This window comes from Flagellimonas alginilytica (genome assembly GCF_042134605.1).
Lineage (GTDB): Bacteria > Bacteroidota > Bacteroidia > Flavobacteriales > Flavobacteriaceae > Flagellimonas > Flagellimonas alginolytica.
The window spans coordinates 3,292,056-3,317,232 of the sequence record NZ_CP169638.1 but is presented as its reverse complement, the minus strand read 5'-3'; the positions used below and the strand labels follow the sequence as shown (position 1 = coordinate 3,317,232).

The 25,177-nt window shown below is 40.3% G+C and carries 21 protein-coding genes; 2 read left to right on the top strand and 19 right to left on the bottom strand.

What is annotated here, in order from left to right; all coding sequences use genetic code 11:
• Nucleotides 1–14: 14 nt before the first annotated feature.
• The 3 genes from ettA to ABTP35_RS14810 form a co-directional block, all read right to left on the bottom strand.
• Nucleotides 15–1,706 carry an energy-dependent translational throttle protein EttA gene (ettA, locus tag ABTP35_RS14820; protein ID WP_224837296.1) on the bottom strand — a complete coding sequence of 564 codons (1,692 nt, stop codon included), beginning with the start codon at nucleotides 1,704–1,706 and terminating at the stop codon, nucleotides 15–17.
• A gap of 32 nt (nucleotides 1,707–1,738) precedes the next feature.
• A complete protein-coding gene (locus ABTP35_RS14815) occupies nucleotides 1,739–1,921 on the bottom strand; it encodes a CAL67264 family membrane protein (protein WP_224837295.1) in 183 nt (60 codons plus the stop codon).
• A gap of 66 nt (nucleotides 1,922–1,987) precedes the next feature.
• Nucleotides 1,988–2,971: a Gfo/Idh/MocA family protein gene (locus ABTP35_RS14810; RefSeq protein WP_293295329.1), complete on the bottom strand. Its 984-nt coding sequence runs from the start codon at nucleotides 2,969–2,971 to the stop codon at nucleotides 1,988–1,990.
• Between the two features lie 63 nt (nucleotides 2,972–3,034).
• Here ABTP35_RS14810 and ABTP35_RS14805 point away from each other — a divergent pair, with 63 nt between their 5' ends.
• On the top strand, nucleotides 3,035–4,663 hold the full coding sequence (locus ABTP35_RS14805; RefSeq protein ID WP_293295330.1) for a carboxyl transferase domain-containing protein: 1,629 nt from the start codon (nucleotides 3,035–3,037) through the stop codon (nucleotides 4,661–4,663).
• A gap of 1 nt (nucleotide 4,664) precedes the next feature.
• On the opposite strand, the gene ABTP35_RS14800 is transcribed toward ABTP35_RS14805, so the two are convergent.
• The 7 genes from ABTP35_RS14800 to ABTP35_RS14770 form a co-directional block, all read right to left on the bottom strand.
• Nucleotides 4,665–6,383: a carboxypeptidase-like regulatory domain-containing protein gene (locus tag ABTP35_RS14800; RefSeq protein ID WP_293295331.1), complete on the bottom strand. Its 1,719-nt coding sequence runs from the start codon at nucleotides 6,381–6,383 to the stop codon at nucleotides 4,665–4,667.
• Complete coding sequence (locus ABTP35_RS14795) at nucleotides 6,380–8,122, bottom strand: carboxypeptidase-like regulatory domain-containing protein (RefSeq protein ID WP_293295332.1); 1,743 nt, start codon at nucleotides 8,120–8,122, stop codon at nucleotides 6,380–6,382. Before ABTP35_RS14795 ends, ABTP35_RS14800 begins: the two co-directional genes overlap by 4 nt.
• Nucleotides 8,123–8,213: 91 nt before the next feature.
• Nucleotides 8,214–10,388, bottom strand: coding sequence for a TonB-dependent receptor plug domain-containing protein (locus ABTP35_RS14790; RefSeq protein ID WP_293295333.1), 2,175 nt, complete (start codon nucleotides 10,386–10,388; stop codon nucleotides 8,214–8,216).
• A 9-nt stretch (nucleotides 10,389–10,397) separates the two neighbouring features.
• Complete coding sequence (locus ABTP35_RS14785) at nucleotides 10,398–11,744, bottom strand: M24 family metallopeptidase (RefSeq protein WP_293295334.1); 1,347 nt, start codon at nucleotides 11,742–11,744, stop codon at nucleotides 10,398–10,400.
• Nucleotides 11,745–11,777: 33 nt separating this feature from the next.
• Nucleotides 11,778–12,848 carry an AMP-binding protein gene (locus ABTP35_RS14780; RefSeq protein WP_293295335.1) on the bottom strand — a complete coding sequence of 357 codons (1,071 nt, stop codon included), beginning with the start codon at nucleotides 12,846–12,848 and terminating at the stop codon, nucleotides 11,778–11,780.
• Entirely contained in the window at nucleotides 12,826–13,791 is a 966-nt protein-coding gene (locus tag ABTP35_RS14775) for a CPBP family intramembrane glutamic endopeptidase (RefSeq protein WP_293295336.1), read from the bottom strand. Before ABTP35_RS14775 ends, ABTP35_RS14780 begins: the two co-directional genes overlap by 23 nt.
• Nucleotides 13,782–14,834, bottom strand: coding sequence for an o-succinylbenzoate synthase (locus tag ABTP35_RS14770; RefSeq protein WP_293295337.1), 1,053 nt, complete (start codon nucleotides 14,832–14,834; stop codon nucleotides 13,782–13,784). The genes ABTP35_RS14775 and ABTP35_RS14770 overlap by 10 nt, the downstream gene beginning before the upstream one ends.
• 45 nt (nucleotides 14,835–14,879) lie before the next feature.
• Here ABTP35_RS14770 and ABTP35_RS14765 point away from each other — a divergent pair, with 45 nt between their 5' ends.
• Complete coding sequence (locus tag ABTP35_RS14765) at nucleotides 14,880–15,674, top strand: SDR family oxidoreductase (RefSeq protein ID WP_293295338.1); 795 nt, start codon at nucleotides 14,880–14,882, stop codon at nucleotides 15,672–15,674.
• Between the two features lies 1 nt (nucleotide 15,675).
• On the opposite strand, the gene ABTP35_RS14760 is transcribed toward ABTP35_RS14765, so the two are convergent.
• The 9 genes from ABTP35_RS14760 to ABTP35_RS14720 all read right to left on the bottom strand — a co-directional run bounded on the left by ABTP35_RS14760 (nucleotide 15,676) and on the right by ABTP35_RS14720 (nucleotide 25,170).
• On the bottom strand, nucleotides 15,676–17,634 hold the full coding sequence (locus ABTP35_RS14760) for a histidine kinase dimerization/phosphoacceptor domain -containing protein (protein WP_293295339.1): 1,959 nt from the start codon (nucleotides 17,632–17,634) through the stop codon (nucleotides 15,676–15,678).
• A gap of 536 nt (nucleotides 17,635–18,170) precedes the next feature.
• A complete protein-coding gene (locus ABTP35_RS14755; RefSeq protein WP_224837284.1) occupies nucleotides 18,171–18,929 on the bottom strand; it encodes a LytTR family DNA-binding domain-containing protein in 759 nt (252 codons plus the stop codon).
• Nucleotides 18,930–18,962: 33 nt separating this feature from the next.
• On the bottom strand, nucleotides 18,963–19,871 hold the full coding sequence (menA, locus tag ABTP35_RS14750) for a 1,4-dihydroxy-2-naphthoate octaprenyltransferase (protein ID WP_293295340.1): 909 nt from the start codon (nucleotides 19,869–19,871) through the stop codon (nucleotides 18,963–18,965).
• A gap of 2 nt (nucleotides 19,872–19,873) precedes the next feature.
• Complete coding sequence (locus ABTP35_RS14745) at nucleotides 19,874–20,473, bottom strand: SPOR domain-containing protein (protein WP_224837336.1); 600 nt, start codon at nucleotides 20,471–20,473, stop codon at nucleotides 19,874–19,876.
• Between the two features lie 139 nt (nucleotides 20,474–20,612).
• On the bottom strand, nucleotides 20,613–21,449 hold the full coding sequence (locus tag ABTP35_RS14740; protein ID WP_293295341.1) for a S1-like domain-containing RNA-binding protein: 837 nt from the start codon (nucleotides 21,447–21,449) through the stop codon (nucleotides 20,613–20,615).
• An 80-nt stretch (nucleotides 21,450–21,529) separates the two neighbouring features.
• Complete coding sequence (locus ABTP35_RS14735; protein WP_224837281.1) at nucleotides 21,530–21,871, bottom strand: DUF2853 family protein; 342 nt, start codon at nucleotides 21,869–21,871, stop codon at nucleotides 21,530–21,532.
• Between the two features lie 36 nt (nucleotides 21,872–21,907).
• Nucleotides 21,908–23,650, bottom strand: a complete 1,743-nt coding sequence (menD, locus tag ABTP35_RS14730) for a 2-succinyl-5-enolpyruvyl-6-hydroxy-3-cyclohexene-1-carboxylic-acid synthase (protein WP_293295342.1) — start codon at nucleotides 23,648–23,650, stop codon at nucleotides 21,908–21,910.
• A 55-nt stretch (nucleotides 23,651–23,705) separates the two neighbouring features.
• Nucleotides 23,706–24,767 carry a chorismate-binding protein gene (locus ABTP35_RS14725; RefSeq protein ID WP_224837279.1) on the bottom strand — a complete coding sequence of 354 codons (1,062 nt, stop codon included), beginning with the start codon at nucleotides 24,765–24,767 and terminating at the stop codon, nucleotides 23,706–23,708.
• Nucleotides 24,748–25,170 carry a PaaI family thioesterase gene (locus ABTP35_RS14720; RefSeq protein ID WP_224837278.1) on the bottom strand — a complete coding sequence of 141 codons (423 nt, stop codon included), beginning with the start codon at nucleotides 25,168–25,170 and terminating at the stop codon, nucleotides 24,748–24,750. Before ABTP35_RS14720 ends, ABTP35_RS14725 begins: the two co-directional genes overlap by 20 nt.
• Nucleotides 25,171–25,177 lie beyond the last annotated feature (7 nt).

Below are 25,177 nucleotides of genomic sequence, written 5' to 3'. Positions count from 1 at the left end.
CCTTCCCTTTAACTTTAACGAATCAGTTTTTTGTATTTAATACGCTTGGGCATAATATCCGTACCCAGGCGTTTCTTTTTGTTTTCTTCGTAATCGGAGAAAGACCCTTCAAAGAAATATACTTGAGAATCTCCTTCAAAAGCAAGGATATGTGTACAGATTCTATCCAAGAACCATCTATCGTGGGATATGATAACTGCACAGCCCGCAAAATTCTCCAAGCCTTCTTCCAAAGCACGGAGTGTGTTCACGTCCAAATCGTTCGTAGGCTCATCCAAAAGTAACACGTTGCCCTCTTCCTTTAATGTCATTGCCAAATGCAAACGGTTACGTTCACCACCGGAAAGCATGTTTACTTTTTTGTTCTGCTCACTACCAGAAAAGTTGAATCGGCTAAGGTAAGCTCGTGAGTTGACTTGCTTCCCTCCCATCATAATCAATTCCTGACTATCACTAAAGTTTTCCCAGATGGTTTTTTCCGGGTCAATGTTGGAGTGGGACTGATCAACATAGGCCAGCTTTGCCGTTTCACCAACAATAAACTCCCCTTTGTCCGGGGTTTCCTCTCCCATGATCATTTTAAAAATGGTCGTCTTACCGGCACCGTTGGGACCAATTATACCAACAATACCTGCTTGGGGCAGATTAAAGTTTAGGTTCTCGTACAGTAGTTTATCTCCAAAAGCTTTGCTTACATCTTTGGCTTCTATCACATTGGTTCCCAAACGTGGCCCGTTGGGTATATAAATTTCCAACTTCTCCTCCATCTGTTTTTGATCTTGGCTTAGGAGCTTATCGTAATTTTTTAAACGTGCTTTTTGTTTGGCCTGCCTTCCTTTAGCGCCCTGGCGGACCCAGTCCAACTCTCGCTCCAAGGTTTTTTGGCGTTTGGATGCCTGCTTGCTTTCTTGCTCCAATCGCTTGGCTTTTTGATCTAGCCAGCTAGAGTAATTGCCTTTCCATGGAATTCCCTCTCCACGGTCGAGTTCCAAGATCCATCCGGCAACGTTGTCCAAAAAGTAACGATCGTGCGTAACAGCGATTACCGTTCCTTTATATTGCGCCAAATGATGCTCCAACCAATGTACGGATTCGGCATCCAAGTGGTTGGTAGGCTCATCCAACAACAAAACGTCCGGTTCTTTGAGCAATAAACGGCACAAAGCCACTCGTCTTCGTTCCCCACCGGATAATACTCCTATTTTCTTATCAGAATCCGGGGTACGGAGTGCATCCATTGCAATCTCCAATTTCGTGTCCAGTTCCCAAGCATTGGCAGCATCTATTTGATCCTGGAGTGCAGCCTGCTTGTCCATTAACTTTTGCATTTTATCGGCATCCTCGTAAACCTCGGGCAAACCGAACATATCGTTTATTTTATTGTACTCGTCCAAAATGGCCACGGTTTCGGCAACGCCTTCCTTTACCACTTCGAGTACAGTCTTATTTTCATCGAGCTGCGGCTCTTGTTCCAAGTAGCCAACGGAATAGCCCGGAGAAAATACCACATCGCCTTGATAGTTTTTATCTACACCGGCAATAATTTTCAATAAAGTTGATTTACCCGATCCATTAAGGCCCAAAATCCCAATTTTGGCACCATAGAAAAAGCTTAGGTAAATATTCTTGAGTACAGGGGTGTTGGCCGTTTTATAGGTCTTGGTAACCCCAGACATGGAAAAAATGACTTTTTTATCGTCTGACATCTACTTAAAATTAAATTGTTTATGAAAAGAGGCTATACCCTGCCTTTTAAGGCGTTGAACACCCAGGCAACAGCTAAAAATCCAATTCCGACAGCAGCAAAGCCCCATCCTGCCACTTCATCATATTTAAAAGCTCCAAGTGCGATCATTCCCAAACCTACAAATATCATAATCCATGTGGCATAGGCCAGCACCGTGTTCTTATTCATTCCCATTATATATTTTTCTGAAGGATTTCAAATATCGTAAAAATAGGGTTAATGCAAAGTGATTATTGTGGATTAAGTTTCAAAAGGGAACGTTATTCCACTTTTTTCCCTGACCGTGTCCAGCAATTCGGACAAATCCAAACTGTTCTGATGTGACCAGAGGTTACTTTCAATCTTGTTCTTTCTTAGACATTTATGTACTTCCAATATCTCATGGTAATAACCGATTCCCGTCATGGGCAAACTAACCTCCTCAACATCATCTTCCCGTATTAAAGAATAGCCATCGGCCTCGTGCCATCTTGATTTTAATAGAAATTGGCCCGTTGTTCCCGATATTTCCGCTTCCAATCTAGATCTGCTGGTAAATCCGCTGTAAAGCATGGCTTGGGCATTTGGATAATCAAAAATCATACTAGTTTGTAGCTCTGTTCCATTTTCGTGAAACTTTGAACTTGCCATAATTTGACTGGGCATACCCAACAATAAATAGGATAAAAAAATAGGATAGATCCCTATATCCAATAAAGTACCCGAAGCTAAATTAGGATTTAGCAATCTGGAGTCCTTGTCCCTGTTCAATGCATAAAAAGCAAAGTCAGCATTTATAAACTTTAAATCCCCTATTTCCCCTTGATCTACCAATTGTTTTACTTGTTGGATAGCTGGGTTAAACCGAGACCACATAGCCTCCATTAAAAACGTATTGTTCTTTTTGGATGCACTTACCTGTTCCATCACCTCCGTCCTATTAACGCCCATTGGTTTTTCACAAAGCACACCGATTTGATGGTTCAACGCACGAACCGACAAGTCTTTATGAAAATTGTGCGGCGTAGCGATGTACACCATATCCACTGTTCCAGATCGGAACAAGGCATCATAACTTCCAAAAACATGCTTCGTTCCATACTCATCGGCAAATTCTTGGGCGCGTTCCATTGAGCGCGATGCGACCGCAGAAACCTCGGCATCATCTACCAATAAAAGGTCCGACACAAATTTTTTGGCAATTTTTCCGGGCCCTAAAATACCCCACCTAATTTTGTTCTCCATATTCATCAAAAGTAATAATTATAACTCCGTATCTTTAACCAACAAATTGAATTATCGATAAGAATGGACATAAACTTCAATAAGAACGAAGACCATAACAAGTTAAAGCTTTCCGAACTAAAGCGGAGATTGGCAAAAGTTAAACTTGGTGGCGGCAAAAGCCGCATTGAAAAACACCATGCCAAAGGTAAAATGACCGCAAGGGAACGCATCGATTATTTGTTGGATGAGGATAAGGGGGCGATTGAAATAGGCGCTTTTGCCGGTGAAGATATGTACAAGGAGCATGGTGGATGCCCATCTGGCGGTGTGGTGGTAAAAGTGGGCTATGTACAAGGCAAACAATGTGTTGTTGTGGCGAACGATGCGACGGTTAAGGCTGGCGCCTGGTTCCCGATCACGGGGAAAAAGAACCTACGTGCCCAGGAAATCTCCATCGAAAACAAATTGCCTATTATTTATTTAGTGGACAGCGCAGGGGTGTATTTGCCCATGCAAGATGAAATTTTTCCAGATAAAGAACATTTTGGAAGAATTTTTAGGAACAATGCCGTAATGAGCAGTATGGGCATTACCCAAATAGCCGCTGTGATGGGAAGTTGTGTTGCTGGAGGTGCTTACTTGCCAATTATGAGCGATGAGGCACTTATTGTGGATAAAACCGGAAGTATATTTTTGGCGGGCAGTTATCTGGTGAAGGCCGCAATTGGAGAAAGCATCGACAACGAAACTCTTGGGGGCGCTACCACCCATTCCGAAATTAGTGGAGTAACCGATTATAAGGCCAAGGATGATAAAGATGCATTGGACAAAATAAAGAACATTGTAGATAAAATCGGTGATTTCGACAAGGCAGGGTTCAACCGTTCCGAAGCCAAGCCCCCAGCTGAAAATCCTGATGACATTTTTGGAATCTTGCCTGCTTCACGAAGCGATCAATATGATATGTTGGAAATCATTAAACGATTGGTGGACGATTCCGAATTTGAACAATACAAAGAAGGCTATGGCCAAACTATTTTAACAGGTTATGCCCGAATCGACGGTTGGTCCGTGGGCATAGTTGCCAATCAGCGCAAAGTGGTAAAGACCAAAAAAGGTGAAATGCAATTTGGAGGTGTAATCTACTCCGATTCTGCCGATAAGGCCACCCGTTTTATTGCCAACTGCAATCAAAAGAAAATTCCCCTCGTGTTTTTACAGGACGTTACCGGATTTATGGTAGGTAGTAAAAGTGAACATGGCGGAATTATAAAAGACGGAGCCAAAATGGTGAACGCCGTGAGCAATTCGGTAGTTCCCAAATTTACGATCGTGATCGGAAATAGCTACGGCGCTGGGAACTATGCCATGTGCGGAAAAGCCTATGACCCCAGATTTATTGTTGCTTGGCCAAGTGCCGAACTCGCGGTGATGAGCGGGAATTCTGCGGCCAAAGTTCTTTTACAAATTGAAAAAGCCAGCTTGGAAAAAAGCGGAAAACCGCTCGATACCGAAAAGGAAAAAGAACTATTCGATGAAATAAAACAGCGATACGATAATCAAATATCACCCTATTATGCTGCTGCACGACTATGGACGGATGGCATTATAGATCCAATGGATACGCGAAAATGGATTTCCATGGGGATCGATGCCGCCAACCACTCACCCATTGAAAAAAAGTTTAATATGGGAGTATTACAGGTCTAATTTATTTACTTTGAACAATATTTGAAGTAACCGGAAAGGTAAACAATTGCCGATTAACTCCTTTTACGCCCAAACGAAACACTTTGACTTCTTTGGTTTGCAATTTGCTGCCATAGTTCTGATACATGGTTACTTTGAGATAAGTGGGCGTGAGTTGTTTGTTGCCATGGTAGGTGGCATTTATTTTCCATGTTCCCGGAAATTCATCGTCCAATAAAAAATCAGCCATCGAATAGCCCAGTTCCTTTTCCGAACGAATTCGTTCCGGCATCTCTGTAAGGGTATGCTTCCAATTAAAGTATTGATTGTTGGGATTTACAAACTGTAGATCGAATTCAGCTTCGGAGTCGTTCCATTCAAATACTAACCTTCCGGTAAAACCAGCATCGGAACTGGAATGATTATCGGGTCTCAAAAGACTGCTGATTTCCCTTTCCATAATATCAGATAATTCAAGGCTGTCCGAAGAAATTAAACCCTTATCCTGCAAATAAGCATGTCTTGCATAAATTGATAGGGCCTGTTGAGTTTTCTCCAAATTTTCATAACTATTGGCCAAGTCAATAAAACTTTGTGCATAATCAGGCCGGAGAGCATAAATTTTCTTGTAAACCTCATGGGCTTTACCTAATCGGGATTGAGACTCATAAGTAAAAGCCAAAGCCTTTAGCCAAACAGGATTTTTTTCAAAAGAGTCTAAATTCTTGATTAAAATTTCATCTGCCCTATCACTTTCAAACTTATCATAAAAATAAGTAAAGGCATCCAAATAGAAATATGGTATTCTTGAATAATGATTCTCGTACGCCTCATAAACTTCTAACGCCCTGTTAAGACTTTTAGCGGTATTCATTTCATTTAAATAGGCAGGTAAATCATTTTTTATTTCCGTGTCCAAGAATACCTTTTCCGTGACATAATTATCGCGAAGCTTTGCTTGATCATAACGTTGAAGGCTATTATCTTCCCTTAATCCATGCACTCCGTTGATGGTATTGATAATCACTACACCTCCACTAGCAATTTCGCCATACCTCCATACCGCTTGAAGTCCAGGGATAATGCCCACGCGCTGAATCATGCTAACATCCAACCAAACGGGAGGGGTTGTAAAAATGTTTTTATCAATTTCAAACAAAACAGGTTTTTGATTATTGATTGAGCTTCTACCTCTCATAAATAATGAACGATTCACTCCGGTGGAAGGAGACCCATAGGTTCCCATCCATATTCCCGCCCTTCTACTTGCTATTGCCCAAAGCACATCGGTTCCTGTCGTTAATTCAGAACCATCAATTATTTTTAAATTATAAGGTACTGTGTTAGGACTAATATAGCCAAAAGAGGTATTTATAATGGTTGAATCCGTAAAGTAATTCATCGCCAAACTTTTTTGCTTACTGAGTTTTTTGGTCACGACTACTTCGTCCAATGCTTCTACCCTGTGATGCATAACAATATTTAGATTATGGGTAACATCCTCAATAATAATGGTAATAGTATCCATTCCGAGGTAGGTAAACTGTAATTTTTCCTTTGGTATGGCAGATATCTTGTAAAACCCTTCCTTGTTCGATTTAGTAGTAAATTCGGAGGATAAATTGGTCACATGGACATTGGACAACGGTATTTTTCCATCGGTAATTCGCCCCAAAATCTGTTTTTGGGCAAAAATTGGCACAACCACCAACAAAGTCAATAAACTGATGAGACTTTTCAATTATTTACAATTTTTATGGGAACATTGGCAAAATCAAATAAGTACTGATTAACTCCCTTTACGCCCAAACGAAACACTTTGACTTCTTTGGTTTGCAATTTGCTGCCATAGTTCTGATACATGGTTACTTTGAGATAAGTGGGCGTGAGTTGTTTGTTGCCATGGTAGGTGGCATTTATTTTCCATGTTCCCGGAAATTCATCGTCCAATAAAAAATCGGCCATCGAATAGCCCAGTTCCTTTTCCGAACGAATTCGTTCCGGCATCTCTGCAAGGGTGTGCTTCCAATTAAAGTATTGATTGTTGGGATTTACAAACTGTAGATCGAATTCAGCTTCGGAGTCGTTCCATTCAAATACCAATCTAGATGAAAATTCCTCGTTGTACTTATACTTTTTTCGGTTTTCAATCTGCATGGAACCATTGTCCAAAGTAAAAATATTGTACAGCTCTCTTTTCATAATTCTGGACAAATCCAGCGTATCCTTGGGCAACAATCCTTCTTTCTGTAAATATGCATGTCTTGCAAAAAGGGTTGTGGCCGATTTAGCTTCGCCCAAGTTTCGATAACTTTTCGCCATATCTATAAAACTTTGGGCGTAGTCCGGCCGAAGAATATAGACCTTTTTATAAGTTTCATGGGCTTTTTTATAACGTTGCTGGGATTCCAGAACGTAGGCCAACGACTTTAATGCCACTGGGTTGTTGTTGAACAACCTTGCATGCTCCTCCAATATATTATCGGCAAATCCGATATCTTTCCATATATCGTGGAAATAACGATAACTCTCCAATACAAAGTGGTAAGATGCACTATATTTTACTGCTGCTTTCTTATAAATAGCTATGGCCTCCCCTTTGTCCAATGCACTATTTAAGTCTTTTAAATATTGAGGAGCATTATTGAACACCACCTTGCCATCCAGGGCGTTGTCCCGATATATATTGTTGCGCAATCTTGCTTGATCATAAATTTCTCCATTGTTCTCCCTAGGCAGATCTGTTCCCGAAATGGTATTGATTACAACCACTCCACCTACGCCTATTGTGCCATATTTGGAAAGCGCCGAAACAGAGGGGATAAAAGCCATTCTTTTTACATTGCCCCAAAGCCAACTACAATAAACCTTGGTCATGATTTGTCCATCAACATCGAACACGGCCGTTGCCTCATTGTTGATACTTTGAATTGCCCTCATACTAACCACTAGTTCATCACTCATTGGATCACATGCGGCCCGTACCCCGGCAAATTTTCCCCAAATAACAGAATTGATCGTAGGCGCATTTTTAAAATCGTCCTCATCTGCAATTCGAAGTGAGAAATTAGCAGTCTCTTTGTCCAGAAATCCGAAATATGTTTTTATCAGGTTCTTGTTCTTGTGGTAATCCAGGATTTTCTCTTGATAGGTTTTTCTTTTTTTTGCTGCTACCGTTACCTCTTCCAACTCTTCCACATTTGCGTTCATGGTAACATTCAAAATGCGTGTTACATCCTCAACAAGTATAGAAACCGTATCCATACCCAAATAGGTAAACCTAAGTTCCTCTTTGGGATAGGCCTTAATTTGATATCTGCCCTCTGCATCGGAGGTAGTCCCAAGACCCGAAGTTAGATTGGTTACCGATACATCCGGCAAATAAGAAACTCCGTCCATAATACGGCCGTTTATTTGTTTTTGGGCAACGGTAATTATCGTAAAAAAGCAACACAGTCCAGTACAAAGTAGTATTCTCATAGCAACTTGAATATTAGAGGTTTACTAAATTTACAAAATATATCAGTAAACCATAGATTACCTCCATGGCTCATTTAAAAAATGGAAATCCTTAATTTTTAAAGGATACTATTTCTTTTCTGTTATTTTGTTGGTCAACGTACAACCAAATTACTTCCCTCGACTGGGATGGGTAGCCAAAATCGGTATAAACGGTACATAACAGTACCAAGGGGTCCGTATTGGCCTTGTCCAAATTGCCCAGATAGTTGATATTGATCTGCCAGAGCCCTTTTAAGTCATCGTAAACCTCAAACTCTTCCATGGCAAAACCAAGGTTGACTTCGTTGGCAATTCTATTCGTATCTTCCATGGATGTATGTTCCCAGTTGAAATATCTATTCTGGGGATTTACAAATTGAATTTGAAATTCGGCTTTGGGGTTGCTCCACTCCAAACGTAAACGAACATTGACCTTCTCGTTATTAAAATAGATATCATCCAATTTGGTTACATTGAGTAGAGTTCGCTTTTGAAAAACAAGATTTTTAATTTCTCGGTTCAAGGATTTTTTGATCGCATCTACCTGCATGGTGCCATAAGCACCACCTTTGGCCAACGTAGCCCATGCATCTAGTGCTTTTTGGTACTCTCCTTTCTCAAAATAGATCTGGGCCTCGGTAAAAAACGGTTGTAGCGCTGTTGGGTCGGCTGTATAAATGGCCTTGTTGAGATAGTTGGCCAATTCAAGTTCGTTTAAACCTCGTGAGGAAAGCTCGACCAATTTTAAGTAATGTATGTCTTTGGGATTCAGCTCCAGTAAATTGGAGATTATCCGGGTGGCCACATTTGCATCCTTGTCCTTGAAAAACTCAAAACTGTCCAAAAAGAAGGATTCATTATCCAAATTGAAGTTTCTAAGTTCTAAATACTTATGGTATGCTGTCTCTACGTTTTGGGCATTTTTCAATGTTTTGATTATCGCAGATTCTCGGTGTACAATTTTAGATTTTGCATCGTAAATATTGTTTTGGACAAGTGCCGAATTTACACTCCCACCTGCTCCTTTTGATTTTAGGGCGTTTTTAGTGGTGATCAAAATAACACCTGCATTGCCCAATGACCCATACCTGTTCGTAGCGGCCAACCCTTTTAAAACCGTAATTTCTGAAACATTGTTTGGGTCAATAAAAGATGCATCGGCAGCATAACCTGAGGACGAATCCGACTGTTGTATAGGGATGCCATCCACCACCACAAGGCCATAAGTGTTGCCCAGCAACGTATTGTTGCTTCTTCCCTTAAATTGTGTCAAGTCTTGATCTCGGCTTAAATTTACATTGGAAAACCGCCCTTGAACGCTTTGGTTCAAATCGGTTTGTATGGGCGTTATCTCTTCACTTCCAATAGATTGCACTGCATAGCCTATACCTTCCTTGTTTTTAAGACCCGTTCCGGTCTCCACCATATCCTTAGAGGTGGATTCAACACGATTCTCCGAAACAATAACTTCTTCGAGTGCAGTTATGTTCGAATTTAAAAATACTTCCAGATTATCTGAAAAATATCCAATGGGGATTTTTTTCATGGTTTTAAAGGACCTACTCGATATTAAAATCGAATCGCCCGGAATACTGGGTATTGTAAAAGCTCCAGTAGCATCTGTTTTATAAATCTCTTGACTCCCCGTTACTCTGATTTCAATATCAGTTTGTGGAACATTGTCTATGTAAACTTTACCTTTTATGGTTTTTTCAAATGGTGGATCATTTACGGTACTTTCCCTATTTTTTGGTAACATGGCCGCAAAATCCATTAACCGTCCGTTACCTATCAATGCAGATTTTTTAAGTACCTCCACATTTCTGGTCGGCACTGTATTGATAATTACGTTCCCTTTCTTAACCGGTAAAATTACATTGGGCAGCAGGCCGTTGCCATCACTAAAAAAATAAACCTGATCATTCTTGATTGTTTCGGACAGGCCATTATAAATGGTGCCCCCATCTGCTCTGTAATGGGTCAACACCTCTTTAAGCTCGTTCCAGTTGCCATCGGAAATTTCAAAAAACCGTTCTTCAATGGCCGTATTAAATAGAATAAGTTGTACGCTCAGTTCGGGTGAACGGTGGAGTAATTTATCCAATATTTCAAACTCCTTTTCAATATCCCTCTCCAACATGGAAAAAGAAGTGTCCCAGCAAATAGTGATCTTGGTATCGGTATTCTCTTGGGAAAATACCAATATAAAAGTCAGGAACGCAATTATCGAAAAGTTTTTTCTCATGCCTTGATCTTAGTTGCCCAAATGATCTTTTACTCTAGGAATCAGCATTAGCTCTGTTTGTCTACCATTAACATAACGAAATCCGTTTTCCCCAAAAAAGCCAGCTTCTTCCAGCATAATTCGTATATCGCGATTCCATTCCGGGATATTCACAGTGGTATTCAACTCAATGGCGTACACTGTGTTTGGATTTAAGGGGTAATTCTCTCCATCGTCCTTCATAACACCTCCTTGGGCATCCCACATGCCAATGGTAGTACCTGCGGAGTGGCCATAACTTCCTAATGGATGGGTGTATATTGCTGGTCGCAGTCCAGCGTTTTTGGCATCTTGCAAGGCCTTGGCCAAAATGTCGTTGCCTACCCTTCCTGCTACCATGTTCTGGGTTAGATAATCCTGCACTCGGTTACCATCGTACAGGGCGTTTACCAAAAATGTTGGGGCCTCGGTTTCCTTTGGTTTTAAAACATAGGCCAATTCCTGACAATCAGTATTAAGACCAAGGTAGCTTATCCCAAAATCGCAATGCAACAAATCTCCCTGTTGTATAATTTCGTCATCTGGCCTTCCGGAAAATGAATATAAATGGCTTACCAATTCTTCACTGGTGCGCTGAACATCCACAGTGGGATGGAACCAGGTCTCTAAACCAAGATCTGTTACTTTTTGACGCATCCACCATTCTACCTCGGTGGTTGTGGTTACTCCCGGCGTAATTACTTTTTCTGAAAAAGCTTCTGCAATTATGTCATGGGTAATATCCACGAGTTGATTGAAAATTGTCATTTCCCGAGCAGTACGTGTCTCTATCCATCTAACGGCCAACTGCTCTGCCGACTTTACCCGTGAGTGATACTTTTTGGGAAGATTGGCCATAAACTCATCAAAATCGGTCTTATCCAAACCATCCGCTATATTATGATCTTTAGAAAAATTTAAACCGATCGTATTCGGGTCACGTTCGGAAATCAACTGCATTAATCGTTTCCATTGGTTTGGCTCTTTGTCCTTGTCCCAAGCGGAGATAATACTTTTTCCCACATTGTAACGTGCTACGGCCAATTTATCCATGGTATTGTTTTCCTGGTCCCTATAAAAAAGCAGAATGGTTCGTCTACGGGCATTCAGCCATGTGGCCGGAAGCATGGTTTTTAGAACTGGGTCCTCGTTATATTCCCTGGATATAAGCACCCACATATCTATTCCCGTATCATCCATTAATTTAGGAAGCAAATCGGTGAATCGTTCCTCAAGAATTTCATCCACCACACGAGCACGTTCCGCCTCGGGCAGAATTTGTTGGGATAAAACAATAAAAGGCAAGAGTAGAAAAGTAAGGTTGAAGATTTTTTGCATGGTTGATTATTTAACGTTCTGAAAATACAAAACTTAAATAACTTGTTCCAAGGTTTTTTTACGATCTACTTTCTTGGTCGCTGTTTCTTGAAAAGTTTTTACAAAGTAAACTTGCTTCGGCACTTCATATTTTGATACTTCCTTTAAACCGGAAATAGTTCTAATCAGTTCTTGTTCGTCCGAAGGATTTCCTTCGATCACGAGCACTAATTTTTGACCCAATATCTTATCTGGTAAACCTGAGACAAAAAATCGAGAGGAAATGAGTGATTCCAGTTTTTCCTCTATTTTTTCGGGCATCAATTTTATACCGCCGGAATTTATGATAGAATCGAATCTACCTACCCAAATAAAAGTTGTATTACTTAAGAGCTCAACTAGGTCGTTGGTTATGATTTTTGTATCGGTAACTTTTGGAGCATCAATTACAAGGCATCCTCTTTTGTCTTGTGAAACAGTTACATGTGGAAGTGCCTCAAAGTACTTTAAAGAGTTCCCGCTGACGGGTTTTACTGCAATATGGGTTATGGTCTCCGTCATTCCATAAGTTTCAAAAGCTTGCACGGGCGATTGGTTCAATTGCTCCCTCAACTGTAAATCCACCGGGGCACCGCCAATTATCAATTTTCTCACTCTTTGTAAATGGGGCAGGGAATTTTTAACCTGTAAGGGAACCATGGCCACAAAATCGTAAGTTTTGTCCATTTTGGACAAAGGGCTCGATGTGGGCCGAACAAAATCCAGTTGCAATCCGAGAACCATGGCCCTAACCAACATCATTTTACCGGCAATTCCGGTACAAGGCAAACACAAAAGTGCTTTTTGACCTGGTCTTAAATCAAAATATTCTCCTGTGGCCAAAGCGGAATTTACCATATGCTCTTTTTTGAGCTGAATGGTTTTCGGGTTTCCGGTAGAACCCGAGGTATTCACATTTAATGTCTCAGAGTTGGATATCCAATCCAACAAGAACGCCCCGATATCTTTTTTAAATGCTTTTTCTTGTTTTAAGTTATTGGCAAGTTCCTCCAATTGTTGTACGCCGAAAAAGCCTCCATTAAGACGAAATTCTGGATGTATGTTATGCCAAGTCGGATCTACCATCGGTCAGTGCTACAAATTCTTCTTTGGTCTTTACACGACCGAATAGTTTGTCCTTCCAATTCTTCCAACCGTATTTCCTGGAGAAAATAAATAAAAGAATGGGGTAAATCACAAAAACAGGAATTAACACATCCCAACCAAGGACTGGTTCCGAAACGTCCTTATAAATTGAATTGGTATTGAAAGCCATCCAATCGGCAGTTACAAGGAGTGCCGCAAAGAAATTATTGGATGCATGAAAACCTAAAGGCAGTTCCAGGCCTTCATCCATCAATGTTAGAATCCCAAGAAAAAAGCCTGTTCCAATGTAATACACAAGAACGCCATACCCCAGCTTATCCACTTCTGGATTAAAAATATGCAGCAAACCAAATAGAGATGAACTAACGATCAATGGAAGCCATTTGTTTTTTACCGCCAATCCAATGGATTGCATTAAATATCCTCGTGTAAAAAATTCCTCGAAACTGGTTTGAATAGGGATAAAAATGATTGAAAGTACCAACAAGATCAAAAATGGGACCGGCTTGAAGGAAAACTCATAATTTTCGGGTGAAAGGTATACATCCAAAATAATCATTGCCGATGAAATTACACCCCATAGTACAAATGAAAAGCTGACTCTTTTCCAATCGACCCTTTTACGTGAGGTGGTAAAATTTACAAATGATAGCTTATGGATATATTTCACCACAAACCAAAGACTGATCATCGCGGCAAAAAAAGTCAACATTATTAAAAGAAAAAACAGATTGGAGCCCAATGTCTCCGACATTGCCCCAAGGTCGGAAGTGGTCATTGTTGACAATGAACTGGACTTCAACAAAAGCGCGATTAATAACGGAATTCCGCCCAAGATCTGCCAACATATAAATACGATCAAAAACCCCACTATATACCTCCAACTCTCAGTAAAACCTTTGTAAGCTTGTTCTATATACATATATTTTTAATTAGATCCATGTCCCAATCCTTTGCTTGTCGGTAATATAATTTGCCTTGTGATACCTCCAACGGACTCCCAATATTGTTGGTGAACAAACTTCCTGTTCCCAAACCTTGAGGCATTGTTGTTTTCAACGAATAGGTAAATTGTGCAATGGCATTGAGCCCAATATTGCTCTCCAACGCACTGGTAATCCACCAGCCTATATTTTTGTTTTCGACAAGTTCTATCCATTCACGGCTCCCCCCTATTCCGCCCACCAAACTCGGTTTTAAAATAATGAATTGGGGTTGTATGGTTTGTAGTAATTCCTGTTTTTTTGTTACATCAAAAATACCGATCAATTCCTCGTCCAAAGCTATGGGCAATGGTGTTGTTTTGCATAACTCCGCCATTGCTTCCCATTGTCCCGCTTTTATGGGCTGTTCAATCGAGTGAATATTAAAGGTTGATAGTATTTGGAGCTTTTCCATGGCTTCGGCTGGTGAAAAAGCACCGTTGGCATCCACACGAAGTTCGATTTCTTCAGGTGAAAAATTTTCCCTTATGGATTTGAGTATGGCTACTTCTTTATCAAAATCGATTGCTCCGATTTTCATTTTTATACAGCGAAAACCATTTTTCAATTTTTGATCTAATTGCCGCAACATAAAATCCACATTTCCCATCCAGATAAGACCATTTATTGGGATCGGGGATTCGTTTTTTGTAAAATCCGAAGGGAACAATTCAAAGCAATTTGGTGATCGAAAGGATAATAAGGCTTGTTCCACGCCAAACCGAATAGAGGGAAACTCCTTTAATTGCAATAAGAGTTCCGCCTTGTTCATGTGTATATTTTGGCAGGTCCAAGCAAGTTTTTCTTCGTAGTCCGGTCGGTCGTCCACACTTAAACCCCGCAAAATGCCACATTCGCCTACACCTATTTTTGCATGGTCCTGCAATATAATGTACCAAGTTTCCTTCTGTATCATTACCCCACGGGAGGTTCCGCTGGGAACTTTAAAATCGAGGGTGTACTTTTTATAGCTTGCTTTCATGAAGTAGGTCAAATTTAAGTATATTTTAAATCTAAAAAAGGAGTTATGGGAAGTATCCATGGAAAAACGATATGGATTACCGGGGCATCATCTGGAATTGGAAAAAGTCTGGCCCTGGAACTGGGTTCGCGATCCTGCAACCTAATTTTGTCCTCTCGGAAAAAGGGCGAACTTGAAAAGGTAAAGGAATTATGCGGAGGTACAGATAACATTGCCGTTCTTCCATTGAATCTGCAAGATCTTGACAAAATGGAGCATTTGGCCCAAATGGCAATTTCCTTTTTTGGGAAGGTCGATATATTGATCAATAATGCCGGAATAAGCCAACGATCGTTGATCATGGATACCAAGCTGGACGTTTATGAACAGCTTATCACTATTAATTATTTGGGCACTGTGGCGCTCTCCAAGGCGATCCTTCCTCATTTTATCCGTAACAGATCCGGACATTTTGTAACTGTTACCAGCTTAATGGGAAAATTTGGTTCTCCATATCGTTCGGGCTACTGTGGCGCCAAACATGCATTACATGGTTTTTTTGATGTGATGCGAATGGAGCATGAAAAAGATGGCATTAACGTTACCTTGGTTTGCCCTGGCTTTGTGCGTACCAATGTTGCAAAAAATGCGTTAACTGCCGATGGTTCTCCACAACAAGAGGACGACGTTGCCACGCAAAATGGGATTGATCCCGAAACGGCCGCCAAAAAAATGATCAAGGCCATCGAAAAAGATAAATTTGAAGTTTATGTTGGCGGAAAAGAAGTAAAGGGAATCTATCTTAAGAGATTCTTTCCTAAACTTTTGCATAAAATGGTTTTAAAAAGTCGGGTAAGATAGATCAACTAAAGTTGAACCAAAACCGAACCCCTTCTTGATCTCTGTCCACATTGAGCTTGGATTGAAGCTGGTTCACCAATCTATTAATCAATCGCAGTCCCATCGAGGAGTGTGCCCTCTCATCGCTATCTTCCGGGAGCCCTATACCATTATCGGTATATTCAAAATATCCTTGGTCCCCATTTTTGCGCAAATGGATGTAGATTTTCCCATTTTCGTCATTCTCGGGAAATGCGTATTTAAACGAATTGGAAACCAACTCGTTTAAAATCAATCCAAAAGGAATAGCGCGATCAATATCAAGTTCGGTTCCTTCGGCATCAATGGTAATACTGATGTTGTGCCCTCCCTTTTTATAAACCGATTGTACGCTATTGATCAAACTTTCAATATAGCCTTGCATTTCTATTACCGAAAGATCATCGTTCTGATATAATTTTTGATGGATCAATGCCATGGCCTTTACCCTACTCTTTCCTTCTTCAAGGGCAACGATTGCCGCTTTGCTCCTAGTGTTCTTGGTCTGTAGGCTCAATAAACTGGAAACCATCTGTAGATTGTTCTTCACCCTATGGTGAATTTCTTTCAGTAAGGAATCCTTTTCGACCAACGAGTTTTCGATAATATGCTTCTGCTCCGCAATTAACCGTTGGTTTTTTATACTCTTTAAATAAGCGTACACCAATCCTGCAAAACCTAAAAGGGTAAATATGAGTGAAATAAATACCAAATTAATACGCTCATCTTTGGCTTTCATTTCGCTGCGGGCCAATTCGTTTATCTTTTTTTGCTCATCTATCAATCTTTGGGAATTTTCCAAATCCTCGTTGGCTACTATGGTTACCAGCTGTTGTTTTATCAGTGCCGATTGTTTTTTGGCCAGAGAATCCTTTATCCTTTCGTTTCTTTTGTAGTAGATGGATGCATTCTTAAAGTTTTCGACCTTATCATAAAAAGCGGCCAACAAACTGTTCTTCTTTATCGTTTGTAGTACCGATATGTTGTCGAACTCCGTATCGAGGTGTTTTTTGGCCTCGGAAAAGCGTTCCATTTGCAAATTGGCTTCTGCCAAGAAAAGCGAGTTGTCCACAACTTCGGTTTTATCCTTGTTATAAGGTGATTTGGTCAAGGTTTCGATGCTGGATTGCAAAAGTGGCACGGCATCTTCGTAATTGCCCATCATTACATGGCACTTGGCTATATTTCCTTCGATTTCAGCCTTTAACAGCTCGCTCTCGAACATATCCGATGCACTTTTTTGGGCGGTGATATCGTTCATGTAAACGCCCAAGTAGTGATTCGCTTTTTTTAGTTCGCTCAGTGCGGTTGGAGCGGAATCGTCCAATCTAAGGTAATTCCCAACTTTGCTATGATACTTGGCCAAACCGTAGGAGTCGTTGTCCGCAATGGTAGGCTTAACCTCCATAATATATTGGTTCCTTGCTTTTCGGTAAAGTCCAAGGTTACTGTATATATCGTAGAATGACACATTGTTCGTAATGCCCAGTTCACGCTTTTGCTTTCGGATCTCTATTTGCTTGTCGTACAGCTGTAGGTTGGCATAATTATCGTCCAACACATCCAAAATTACCTTTTTTGAATCGGTATCGAGTGAATCTTTGATGTCGTACAGCTCTTTGGCCAACGCGGTACTTTTGTCGTATTCCCCCAAATCGTTGTACACTTGGGCCTGCATTACTTTGTATAGTCGTGTAGCTGTGGTGTCCTCTGTTTTTTGTGCGTTGGACAAATAAATTTTAATGGTATCCAACCAATCGTATGCAGAGTTCACGTTATAGCGATCCAATGAATTAAAAAATACATCGAATCGTTGTGATGGTAGATCGGTATCCTGAAATTCTTTCAGTTTGCTTTCTTCATCAAAGGCAAGGTCCTGCCCCGATGCAGCATAGAAAAAAATAAAAAATACTGAGGTAAATAAAATTACGTAACGTCCCATTAATTAAATTGATACAGTGACCACTCCAGAGGCGGTCCTATATTATTATCGTGCCCTTTTTTCCTTTATTGTCCCGATAGCACTCCAATCCAATAAATGGAATATCCAACTGAATTGCAATGTATGGGGTATATAAAGAACGTTAGTTTGTGCACAAAATTAAATACCAAAGGAGAGAGTTGCCCACTATTGTTGTGAAACCTATGTTTTCTGTTGTGAAACAATACAAAACATAGGTATATGGGTAATTTATCGATGTTTTGTGCTTTTTATGGATAAATCCGAACAGGACAGAGGCGCTTAAAATTGAAAAAGGCCCTGTTTTTTAGAACAAGACCCTTTTACGAGAACACTATATGAAAATGAAAAAATTACTTTCTTGATTATTACACTGCTAAAGTAGCGGTAGGGTCCAAAGGGAGAAAATTATTGTTGTGAACCTACCAAAAGTTGTGGTAACCCCAAAACTTGATGGCATTGCCAAAAAAAAAGTGCCCTAAAGGGCACCTCATTCTATTCTTTGATTAAGGGGAACGTTAACTGTTCATTGATGAAAGAATAAACTCCTTAAAATCCTTGGAGATCGGAATAAGATTATTGTTGATCATTATATCTTTTGAATTGATGGCATCAATATGGTCCACATTTACGATATATGATTTATGGGCTCTATAAAATTTGTTCTTGGGCAATTTCTCCAAATAATCTTTTAAGGGAGACCGTACCAAAAACTTTTTATCCACAGTGTTAACCTCCAAATACACATTATCAGCCTTGATAAATTGTATGTCGGTAAACTGAATCCTGTAGTACAAGTGTTGTTTCTTTACAAAAATGGAATCTTTTAATACAGAGTTCGATGTGATTTCGTCGGCTGCTTCTTGATTCTCCTCAACTTTTTCCGCGCCTTTTTTGGCATAATTGAAATTTGACAGTGCAATTTCTATGGATGTATAGAGATCTTGTTGTTCAAAAGGTTTTACCAAATAACCATCTGGTTTAACCGTTTTGGCATTTTCCACTGTTGCACGATCCGAGTTCGAGGTTACAAAGATGAATGGAATGTTGTACGTTTCGCGAATATGCTTACCTAGATCTATACCTGTTTTGTCCGAGGCCAAGATGATATCGATAAGTACCAAATCAACATGGTTGTTCTTTAACACATCTACCGCTTGTTCGTACACTATGACATTATCAACAATTTCATAGCCGATTTCCTCTAACATGGACTGCATATCATCAGCAATGATAACATTGTCCTCTACGATCAAAATTTTTATCGGATGTTCCAAGTTCCTTAAAGTTTATTTGGTTGTAAGTCAAATTTACAAAAAAATATTGACTGAAATGAAGAATAAAACCGCTAACAAAAAGGTGCTCAACGCCACTTTCTTAAGTTCGGGGTCCAACCGAACAGGTTCTTTGGTGGTCATAACGGTTCGCAAATGAATCAATAATGGAACAAACGCCAGCATAAAAAAGGATTGTTTCCAGTCAAAACCAATTACAATTATATAAGCTAAAAAGCATAGCAGCGCGGCAGAAATCAAACCAAGATGATAGCGTTTGCCATTCTCAAATCCCATTTTAACGATCAATGTGTTCTTACCATGCTTTTTATCGGATACCACATCCCTAAGGTTGTTCAGATTTAACACGGCCACGCATAATAGCCCAATTGAAATTGCTGGTAAAATTGAAGGCCATTCCAAGGTTTTGGTGTATAAGAACATACTGCCCAATACACCTAACAATCCAAAAAAAAGAAATACAAAAAGGTCTCCCAATCCTCGGTAGCCATAAGCGTTAGAGCCTACCGTATATTTAATGGAAGCCCAAATGCTTAACAGGCCTAGGACCAAAAAAACGAGGACGTAGGCAAAATTACCCGTTCCAAAAGCTAAATAGATGAGAACTACTGCTATGGCCAAACTTATTAGGGCAGAAATGATTACCCCGGCTTTGAGTGATGTTCGTGAGATGGTGCCACTTTGCAAAGCTCTTGCAGGACCAACACGATCTTCGTTATCGGTACCCTTTACCCCGTCTCCGTAATCGTTGGCAAAATTGGAGGTTACTTGAAAACCTACAGTTGTCAAAAGGGCCAAAATAAATATGGACAATTCGAATTGAGCGTGTAAACTGGCCAAAGCAGTTCCCACAATAATGCCCGATAAAGATAAAGGCAGTGTGCGCAGTCTAGCGGCCTGTATCCAAGCCTTTGTTTTTCCCAAGATTAATACGGATCTTCTATTTTAACTCTTTGACCATCCTTGTAAGAAGCTACAAAAGCATCGTCAAACCCCATCTGTACCAGTTGTTTTCTAAATTTTTGAGCTTCCTCCAGGGTTTCAAAATTACCCAAAGAATACGCATAAAAAGGGTTGGTTTTTACAAATAATGTATTGGTCAATGCCTCGGACGCAAGTGTTACATTATTCTCCACAAACGATTTAACTTGTACGGAATAGATCATTTCCTTGTTCAAAAACTCTTTGGCCAAGTAAAATTCCTTTACCAAGCTAAGCTCTTCGTTTTGGGATTTTAAATTATCTATCCTGGCCTTGATCACATCCAAGCTGTCTATGGATACCAAAAGATTTCCTTGGTTCTCAAAAGATTGTTTGCTGCTAAGGCCTGCAGTGAACGAAGTAATGGCCAGCGTACCAATTACAAATAATCCAACAAATCCCATCAGGATATTACGTTGTAACTTAATTTTGCGAAGATCTTTGTTCTTGTACTTTATCTGATCAAGGAGTCTTTCGTTGATAATTTGGGCCTTATCTATATCCTTATGAAGGTCCAACAAATCGCTTTCTTCAATAAAAGGCATATCCTGGAGGGGGTTATAATTATGCGTCATGCTAAGAGCATAACAACCAATAAGTTAATCTGTATCTTCACAAAAATAAAACATTTAACTAAAGAAAAAAACTTTAGAGCTGCATAAAAACAAAAATCCAGATTCCGATCTAGTCTCCCAACAAATGGATCCCATCGTCCTGAATATCGATTTTTCGTTGACGATATAAAATACCAACGCCTTTTTTAAATGCCTTTTTGCTCATGTGCAGTGTGTGCTGTATCTCTTCAGGGGACGACTTGTCGTGCAGGGGCAAGAATCCGTTGTTCTTTACAAGTTTATCAAAGATAAATTTTGCCGTAGGCTCCAACATTTTTGCCCCAATGGGTTGCAGCGAGATATCTATCTTCTTATCATCTCGCACACTTTTTACATAACCTTTGACCTGGTCACCGATTTCTAAAGGCCTATATATATCGCTATCGAAAACCAGACCTTTGTGACGGTTATCCACGATCACTTCCCACCCCAAAGGGGTTTTACGGTAAATTAAAAGATCTACCTGATCGTTCTGGTCGTACGCAACGCTTTCGTTGGATAAAAATTTATCTACTCTGCTAGATCCGGTAAGTCGCATACTTTCCTCATCCATATAGCAATGTACCACATAGCTTTGGCCCTCCTCCATTCTGTGGGATTGCTCCCTAAAGGGAACAAGCAAATGTTTCTCCAGTCCCCAATCCAAAAAAGCACCGTATGCCCCGACTTCGACCACTTTTAAATACGCAAATCCGTTACGTACGATTTTTGGCTTTAAGGTAGTAGAAATAGGCCTTTCCGCATTGTCTAAATAACAGAACACATCCATTTCTTGATCAATCTCAAAATCGGACGGAACATATTTATTCGGTAAAAGAATCTCTGTTCCTTCATCATCACCTAAAAAAAGACCTATACTCGTGCTCCTTAACACTTTAAGGATATTGTAATTTCCCAATTCTATCATAGGGCAAAGGTAGCTGTAAAAAATGGGTATAAAAAAAGCTGTCTTAACAAGGACAGCTTATAATTTAGTTTTGTGGACGCTTAATTGTAAACGGATTCCTTACCGAAATGTTTGGCCAACATATAGTAAATTACCGCACGATGTTTGTTTTTTTCAGATTGACCGTATGAATCGATAACACTTTTGATCGATTCCATGAGTGCCGGCGTATCGGCCAGCCCCAATTTTTTGATCAAAAAATTGTTTTTAACCGTTTCCAGCTCCTTATCATCGGAACCTGATACCTTGGAGGCGTCCAAGTTATAGATGGCCGGACCCAACCCTATGGCCACCTTGGTCAGAAAATCCATGTCCGGAGTCTGTCCAAATTTGTTTTTGATGTCTTCCGCGTACTTCTCGATCAATTCGTCTCTTTTGCTCATAATCTGTTAGTGTTCTTTTTATTTATAGTTAAGGTTCTAAGATATAAAATCGAAGTATCCAAGCAAAATTTTATTGTTCAGTTCACGAGGCGTTCTTATTTCCAATAGTTTAGGTCGGTCGGAAGTTGCATAAAACTCGTTCGACCCCTTTAAAAGTTCATCCTCGTTTTCGGCAACCAAATAGTCAAAGCCGTACATTTCGGCAAGATGTTTTGCGGATAACCCATGGCTGGTCTCAAAAAAGGTCTCGAACTCCTTTGTGTCCTCTTTCCCCGGCAATATTCTAAAAATACCGCCTCCCGAATTATTGATGAGCACAATCCTAAAATCGGGACGTAAATATTGATTCCATAGCCCATTGCTGTCATAGAAAAAACTAAGGTCTCCCGTTAACAACAAAGTGGGTTCGGCGCTAAAAATTGAACTGCCCACTGCAGTGGATGTACTGCCGTCGATACCACTGGTGCCACGATTACAGAATACCTTCAACGACCTGTCCATTGGAAACAGTTGGGCATATCTAACCGTGGAACTATTGGCCAAATGTACTTGATACCCTTTGGGTATTCCCTTTATAATGTGATCAAAGGCCTTAAAATCCGAAAATGGAATTTCTTTAAGGTAGACATCACGCTTTTTTTCGTATTGATTCTTTTTCCGTTCCCAAAAAGATTTGTATTCGCTTTGTGCGGTTACATTTTGCCCAACTATTTTTTTAAAAAAGAGATTTGGGCCTATTGTAATATGCTTGGTTAGGCAGTAAAACGTATCGTTCGCCTTTTTGGTGTCGATGTGCCAATGTTCTTTGGGCGTATACTCCCTTAAAAAAGCTTTTATTTTTTTGGATACGATCAATCCCCCAAAGGTCAACAATAGTTCTGGTCGCAGTTGTTCGAACAACGTATTTTTCTTCCCGGATTTTTCAATGGGCGCTATGATACTATCTATACTTTCAAAAAACTCCGGATGATGCAAATTCGAGGTAGTTTCGGTAAACAGCAGGGTGTTTGGGTCATTGGCCAACTTTTGAAGCACTTCATCTTCAATGGTGTTGGGCTGATTTACCCCTACCAGAATCATTTTTCTGGAACTATTGGCCCATGTTTTTGCCAATTCTTCCCAATCTTGATTATCGGATAAGCTCTTGGTCAAGAATTTTTTTTCATCAAGACGCTCTATCGACGGTTCCTCTACCCTTCCGTACAGAGGTTCTTCAAAAGGAATATTGATGTGCACCGGGGCTTTTTCCAAAAACGCTACCGTTAAGGCTCGATCTATTTCTGTTTGATTGAAGGATTGTACTTCTTCCTGACTTTCCCGCAACAACGATTTACCAAATTTTAATATGGTATTTCGTGCGTGGGACACATCTTGCTTTAAATTGGCCGAATAGCTTGTATGTTTTTCCAAAACATTTTCTTGGCGAATGGTCTGTCCATCTCCAATATCGATCCGGTATGCGGGTCTATCCGCCGAAATTACAATGAGAGGGATATCGCTGTAAAAAGCTTCGGCGACTGCAGGGTAAAAATTTAACATGGCGCTTCCCGATGAACATAAAACGGCGACAGGTTCCTGCAAGTGTTGTGCCATTCCCAAGGCAAAAAATGCCGCACAGCGCTCATCCACAATGCTGTAACAATTAAAAAAAGGATTTTTTGTGAAACTTATTGTAAGTGGGGCATTTCTTGATCCCGGTGAGATTACAATGTTTTTAACTCCCCTTGATCTAAAGTTCAGAACCAAGGTTTGTGCAGCAGGAATATCTGAGTACATCATGGATTACAAAAATACATCATCTTTGTGGTAATGCCTTAAATTAGATAGCTTCTATTTAAAGGACATTCAACATGGTCTTACTTTTGTTTTGGGTTTCGACCCATTCACTTTCCGGGTCGGATGCTTCGGTAATGCCACCACCAACAAATATGGTTGCATTGTATTTGTTCAATTCCATACAACGAAGGTTTACGTAGAGTGAGGTTTCCTCTTTTGCACCAAAGTTCAATTCTCCCAAAAATCCGGTATAGAACGTTCTTTTATAGTTTTCGTTCTTCTTTATAAACTCTTTTGCTTCGGCCGTAGGAATACCACAGATCGCCGGCGTGGGATGCAAGGCCCTTACTGCCTCTTTGGTTTTAATATTCGGGAGCATGGTTCCCCTCACCTCGGACCTTAAGTGCCATAGTGTACCGGCCCGGACGGATTCGGCATCATCTATTTCCAAATGTTCCATGGTATGGGCCAATTTATCTCCGATGTACTCGGAAACCATTTGTTGTTCATCTACCTCTTTGCTACCCCATTTTGGTACTTCCCCTGCAACGTACGGGAGTGTCGCTGCCAACGACATGGTGTTCAGCTCCTTGTCTTTTACTTTGACCAATGTTTCTGGTGTGGCACCACACCATGTACCTACCTTTGGATGATGAAAAAGGTAACCAAATGCATGGGGACAGGTGCCCAAAAGGGCCTTGAAAATTTCAAGAGGTGATTTGGTCAACGGTACCTCGATCTTTCTTGAGAGCACTACCTTTTGCAATCTACCTTTTTTAATTTCCTGTATGCCTTTTTTTATTAAGTCAACATGAATTTCCTTACCATCTTCCACCAAATTTATGTGGGCCGTATTGGCAAGGATCTCTGTTTTATATTTTCCTTTCCATACTTCATCCGGTCTGATCAAAATGGCATCACCCTCGGTATCGAAAGGAGCAAAAAGAAATCCTTTCTCGTCAAAATCCTTGGAAACTAAAAGGTCCTTATCTGTTTGAAAAACGGCCTGTAGTTCCTGTTGGTCGGGTTTGCGATATATGGCAAAGGGCATACCATTTTCAAGGCAGTGAACCACCTTTTCAAAAATTGCTTCGGGTTCTTTATTTTCTAGGTAATGCAATGGTCGTGAGTTTACAATTGGATATCAGGTTTCCTTCCTCGTCCGTTATTTTTATTTCCCATAACTGGGTCGTTCGTCCTTTGTGTAAAATGGATGCCCTTGCGTACACAAATCCTTCTTTTATGGAACGCACATGGTTAGCGGAAATCTCTATGCCGCGCACAAAAAACTCGTTTCCGTCCAAAAAAACATAAGATGCCGCACTTCCCACACTTTCTGCCAACGCCACAGAGGCACCACCGTGCAAAACACCATCGGGCTGGTGTACTTTTGGTGTTACGGGCATTTTGGCCAAAAGGAAGTTTTCGCCGACATCTATATATGTTATATCCAGAGTTTCCATTAAGGTCCCTTTGCATATCTGGTTGCAAACGGAGAGAATTTTCTCCTTGTGTTCGTTCATCGCTCTA

Excerpts from the sequence above, each read along its gene's own strand:
- ettA (WP_224837296.1), bottom strand. The coding sequence starts at position 1,706 with ATGTCAGACGATAAAAAAGTCATTTTTTCCATGTCTGGGGTTACCAAG.
- ABTP35_RS14815 (WP_224837295.1), bottom strand. The coding sequence starts at position 1,921 with ATGGGAATGAATAAGAACACGGTGCTGGCCTATGCCACATGGATTATG.
- ABTP35_RS14810 (WP_293295329.1), bottom strand. The coding sequence starts at position 2,971 with ATGGAGAACAAAATTAGGTGGGGTATTTTAGGGCCCGGAAAAATTGCC.
- ABTP35_RS14805 (WP_293295330.1), top strand. The coding sequence starts at position 3,035 with ATGGACATAAACTTCAATAAGAACGAAGACCATAACAAGTTAAAGCTT.
- ABTP35_RS14795 (WP_293295332.1), bottom strand. The coding sequence starts at position 8,122 with ATGAGAATACTACTTTGTACTGGACTGTGTTGCTTTTTTACGATAATT.
- ABTP35_RS14790 (WP_293295333.1), bottom strand. The coding sequence starts at position 10,388 with ATGAGAAAAAACTTTTCGATAATTGCGTTCCTGACTTTTATATTGGTA.
- ABTP35_RS14785 (WP_293295334.1), bottom strand. The coding sequence starts at position 11,744 with ATGCAAAAAATCTTCAACCTTACTTTTCTACTCTTGCCTTTTATTGTT.
- ABTP35_RS14780 (WP_293295335.1), bottom strand. The coding sequence starts at position 12,848 with ATGGTAGATCCGACTTGGCATAACATACATCCAGAATTTCGTCTTAAT.
- ABTP35_RS14775 (WP_293295336.1), bottom strand. The coding sequence starts at position 13,791 with ATGTATATAGAACAAGCTTACAAAGGTTTTACTGAGAGTTGGAGGTAT.
- ABTP35_RS14770 (WP_293295337.1), bottom strand. The coding sequence starts at position 14,834 with ATGAAAGCAAGCTATAAAAAGTACACCCTCGATTTTAAAGTTCCCAGC.
- ABTP35_RS14765 (WP_293295338.1), top strand. The coding sequence starts at position 14,880 with ATGGGAAGTATCCATGGAAAAACGATATGGATTACCGGGGCATCATCT.
- ABTP35_RS14760 (WP_293295339.1), bottom strand. The coding sequence starts at position 17,634 with ATGGGACGTTACGTAATTTTATTTACCTCAGTATTTTTTATTTTTTTC.
- ABTP35_RS14745 (WP_224837336.1), bottom strand. The coding sequence starts at position 20,473 with ATGCCTTTTATTGAAGAAAGCGATTTGTTGGACCTTCATAAGGATATA.
- ABTP35_RS14740 (WP_293295341.1), bottom strand. The coding sequence starts at position 21,449 with ATGATAGAATTGGGAAATTACAATATCCTTAAAGTGTTAAGGAGCACG.
- ABTP35_RS14735 (WP_224837281.1), bottom strand. The coding sequence starts at position 21,871 with ATGAGCAAAAGAGACGAATTGATCGAGAAGTACGCGGAAGACATCAAA.
- menD (WP_293295342.1), bottom strand. The coding sequence starts at position 23,650 with ATGATGTACTCAGATATTCCTGCTGCACAAACCTTGGTTCTGAACTTT.
- ABTP35_RS14720 (WP_224837278.1), bottom strand. The coding sequence starts at position 25,170 with ATGAACGAACACAAGGAGAAAATTCTCTCCGTTTGCAACCAGATATGC.